Origin of the sequence: Streptomyces sp. NPDC051664, assembly GCF_044453545.1 — a bacterium.
Lineage (GTDB): Bacteria > Actinomycetota > Actinomycetes > Streptomycetales > Streptomycetaceae > Streptomyces.
Genome location: NZ_JBITCU010000089.1, coordinates 1 through 4,209 on the forward strand (window position 1 = coordinate 1; position 4,209 = coordinate 4,209).

Annotated in this window: 4 protein-coding genes; all 4 read right to left on the minus strand. The window is 68.5% G+C overall.

The features are described from left to right. On the minus strand, positions 1-347 hold a 347-nt coding region (locus tag ACIA8E_RS41540; protein ID WP_399307249.1), incomplete at its 3' end, for a flavodoxin-dependent (E)-4-hydroxy-3-methylbut-2-enyl-diphosphate synthase. A 4-nt stretch (positions 348-351) separates the two neighbouring features. Further along, on the minus strand, positions 352-1,371 hold the full coding sequence (gene hpnH, locus ACIA8E_RS41545; protein ID WP_327127806.1) for an adenosyl-hopene transferase HpnH: 1,020 nt from the start codon (positions 1,369-1,371) through the stop codon (positions 352-354). Between the two features lie 5 nt (positions 1,372-1,376). Next, entirely contained in the window at positions 1,377-2,036 is a 660-nt protein-coding gene (locus ACIA8E_RS41550) for a 1-hydroxy-2-methyl-2-butenyl 4-diphosphate reductase (RefSeq protein WP_399307251.1), read from the minus strand. Next, positions 2,036-4,036: a squalene--hopene cyclase gene (gene shc, locus ACIA8E_RS41555; RefSeq protein WP_399307253.1), complete on the minus strand. Its 2,001-nt coding sequence runs from the start codon at positions 4,034-4,036 to the stop codon at positions 2,036-2,038. The genes ACIA8E_RS41550 and shc overlap by 1 nt, the downstream gene beginning before the upstream one ends. Positions 4,037-4,209 lie beyond the last annotated feature (173 nt).

Here is a 4,209-nt window from a genome sequence, read left to right on the forward strand (position 1 = left end):
GCACAGCCCGCATCAATCGCCGCGAACACATACTTCGGCTGGAAATGAATATCCGCGATCACCGGAATCTGCGACTTACGCGCAATCGTCGCAAGCGCATCCGCATCATCCTGCGTCGGACACGCAACCCGCACGATCTGACAGCCCGACGCCGTCAACTCCGCAATCTGCTGCAACGTCGCACCGACGTCCGACGTCCGGGTCGTGGTCATCGACTGCACCGACACCGGCGCATCCCCACCGACCGCCACCGACCCGACCTGGATGCGCCTCGAGGGACGGCGCATCGCGAGCGGCCGGGCCGGCAGCTCGGGGAGACCCAGTGCGACTGGTTCTCCAGTGGTCATGAAGTCACCGGCTCCCGGCGACGGTCTCGCGCGCGGCACGCAGGGACTCCTTGAGCGAGCCCATCGTGGCGAGGACGGCAGTGGGCTCGTAGCCGCAGTGCGCCATGCAGTTGGCGCAGCGCGGATCCTTGCCCCGGCCGTACTTGTCCCAGTCGGTCTCCTCGATGAGTTCCCGGTACGTAGGGACGTACCCGTCACTCATCAGATAGCAGGGCCGCTGCCAGCCGAAGAGCGAGTAGTTGGGGATCGCCCAGGCCGTGCACGGGAAGTCCGCCTTGCCCTCGAGGAAGTCCAGGAAGAGTGGCGAGTGGTTCAGCCGCCAGCGGGCCCGGTTGCCGCCCGCGAAGGACTTCTTGAAGAGCTCGCGGGTCTGCTCGACGCCGAGGAAGTGCTCCTGGTCGGGAGCCTTCTCGTACGCGTAGGCGGGCGAGATCATCATCTCGTCGACCTTCAGGTCGTCGTTGAGGTAGTTCAGGACCTCGATGACGGTCTGTGGGGTGTCGGTGTTGAAGAAGGTGGAGTTCGTGGTGACCCGGAAGCCGCGCCGCTTGGCCTCCTTGATCGCCGCCACCGCCTCGTCGAAAACGCCTTCCTTGGCGACCGATTCGTCGTGCCGCTCGCGCAGACCGTCGATGTGCACGGCGAAGGCGAAAAACGGGGACGGGGTGAATTTCTCCATCTTCTTGCGCAGCAGCATCGCGTTGGTGCAGAGGAAGACATACTTCTTCCGCGCCACCAGCTGCCGCACGATTTCGTCGATCTGCGGGTGCATCAGGGGTTCACCGCCCGCGATGGACACCATGGGGGCACCCGATTCCAGCACCGCGCCGACGGCCTGGGCCACCGGCATCCGCTGCTTGAGCACTCCGGCCGGATGCTGGATCTTTCCGCAGCCCTCGCACGCCAGATTGCAGGCGAACAAAGGCTCCAGCTCGACAATGAGCGGGAATTTGTCCCGCTTGCGGAGCTTCTGTTCAACGAGGTACGTCGCAACCTTGATGGTCTGACGGAGCGGCATGGCCATCTAGCTCACCTCCTGGGGAGCAGCAAAGATCGGTGCCATTCATAGAAAGCCGGCAGGACAGCACGGAGAACACGGAAAGCCGATATTCCACCGCGTACCGTGCCGATGCGGACGAGCTCGTGCTCCGGAGCGTCCACGACCACCCGTACGGCCGCAACGGGGCGTACCCCGGTGCGCAGGGCGGTGCGGAGGGTGGCGGCGGACTCCATGTCCACCGCGATCGCTCCGGTGGCCCGCAGCTCGGCCCGCTCATGTCCGCGCACGACATGGCCGGATCCGGTCAGCGGACCGGTGTGGACGGTGCGGCCCGGCACCGTCCTGGCGAGTGCCTCGGCGAGCAGACCCGCACCGGTGCAGGGCGTCGAGTCGCCGGCCTCCCGGGTCTCGTCGGCGACCACCAGGTCTCCCGGGTGCATGCCGGGCGCGAGCCCGGCACAGAACCCGGAGGCGATGACCGCGGCGCCGAGCGCCCGGTCCTGGCCGAGCGCGTGCGCCACGGCCGTCTCGGCGGCTTTCGGGCCCATGCCCGTACGGAGCACGGTCACCTTGCCCGGGGCGTCGCCGGCCTTTCGTCTGCCACTGCGCAGGGCGAGTTGCTCGATACCGAGCGCGCAGGCGATCAGCAGCGGCGCCGCGGGGCCGGACGGCCACGGTGCATCGCCCATCAGACCCCCTCCCGGACGGCCGTGCGGTCGGCGAACGGGTCGCCGTACACGTACCGCCCAAGTGCGGTGAGCGGGAAGACCTGCCGGTAGAGGTGGTAGTTGATGGAGAAGTCCCAGGGGAAGCCGGTGCCGGTGAAGTACGGCTCGTCCCAGGATCCGTCAGCCTGCTGGGCCTCGGTCAGCCAGGCGATGCCCCTGGTCACCGCCGTGCTCTCGCGCCGGCCTGAAGCGAGGAGGGCGAGGAGCGCCCAGGCGGTCTGGGACGCGGTCGACGCACCGTTCCCGATCCACTTCTCCTCCTGGTACGAGCGCAGGTCCTCGCCCCAGCCGCCGTCGTCGTTCTGCACGGACTCCAGCCAGCCGACCGCCCGGCGGATCGCCGGATGGGCGGCGGGCAGCCCGGCAGCGACCAGGGCCGGCACCACCGACCCTGTTCCGTATACGTAGTTGACGCCCCAACGGCCGAACCAGGCACCGCTCGCCTCCTGTTCGGCTAGCAGCCACTCGATGCCGCGCCGGGTGGCGGGGTGATCGGACCGCCCCTCCATGGCGAGCATCTCCACCACGTGTCCGGTGACATCGGCGGACGGCGGATCGATGACCTCTCCGAAGTCGCAGAACGGCAGGCGGTTGGGGAACGGGCTGGTGTTGTCGGCGTCGAATGCGCCCCAGGCCCCGTTGCGGGACTGCATGCCGAGGTTCCAGCGCACCCCGCGTTCGATGGCGGCATCGACACCGGCGGGATTCGGATGCCGGACCCGCCGCAGTGCGAGGACCACCTCGGCGGTGTCGTCGATGTCCGGGTAGTTGTCGTTGTGGAACTCGAACGCCCATCCGCCCGGGTCGAGTTGAGGTCGACGCACGGACCAGTCGCCGGGCCTGACGATCTCCTCGCCGAGCATCCAGTCCGCCGCTTTCACGAGCGCCGGATGGTCGGGCCTGACTCCGGCATCGGCGAGCGCGATGGTGGCGAGGCAGGTGTCCCAGACCGGTGACTGACAGGCCTCGATCATGCGGGCGCCGTCCTCGCGCCAGATGGCGAACCGGTTCAGCGAGTCCAGGCCGGCCCGCATCACCGGGTGGTCGAGGTCGTAGCCGAGGAGATGCAGGGCGATGACGGAGTACACGGCGGGCGGCTGGATGCCGCCCCAGCAGCCGTCGTTCTCCTGGCGTTCGATGATCCAACGGGCTGCCGCGTTCATGGCGATCCGGCGCAGCCGGCGCGGGGCCACCTTGTGGTAGACGTGCAGCGCCTTGTCGAGGCCCTGGAAGACGCCGTCCCAACTGACTGCCGGGGCACGGCGCTTGGGCGGGTTGGGAACGAGCGGGTCGGTGTGCAGTTCGTCGAGGGCGAAGGGCGCGGGCCGTACCGGACGCTTCGCCGAGACGACGGTCAGCGGCACAATCGTCTGCCGGGCCCAGCAGCCGAAGTCGTAGATGTTGAGCGGGACCCACTTCGGGAAGAACATCAGCTCCGGTGGGAGCTCGGGCAGGTCGTCCCATTTCCACCAGCCGAACAGGGCCAGCCAGATCCGGGTGAAGACGCGGCTCTCGGCGATGCCGCCCTGTTCCCTGATCCACCTCGAGGCGCGGGCCATGTGCGGATCGTCCGGCCGGTCTCCGGCCAGCCGCAGCGCGACGTACGCCTCGATGGTGGCGGAGAGCTCGCCCGGCCCTCCGTGGAAGGTGGCCCAGGTGCCGTCGCCGAGCTGTTCGCCGCGGATGAAGCGGGCGGCCGACTCGACGGTGGCCGGGTCCTGAATGCCCAGGAACTGGCGGAGCAGCAGATCCTCGGCGTCCATGGTGACGTTGGTGGCGAGGTCGCCCTTCCACCAGCCCTGGTCGTCCTGTCTGCCGAGGAGATGCTCCACCGAGCGTTCCGCGGCCCGCCGCGCGGCGGCGAGTACGTCGTCCGCGGCGATGGTTGATTGGGTCGGTTCGCTGGCCGAGGCTGCGCGGGGGTCAACGGCCCCGGTGCTTCCGTCGGTCGTCGCTGTCATGGCTTCCCCTTCGTGCAGTTGGTCCTCTGCTGTGCTGGGGTCTCCGTCGGGGGGGGGGGCCCCCCGGGGGGCCCCCCCCCCCCCCGGGGGGTAGACCAATATATTTATAAAAATTATTTTTACTACAAAGAAGCCCCCCCCCCGGGCGGACCACGCACAGAGGTCGCAGATTA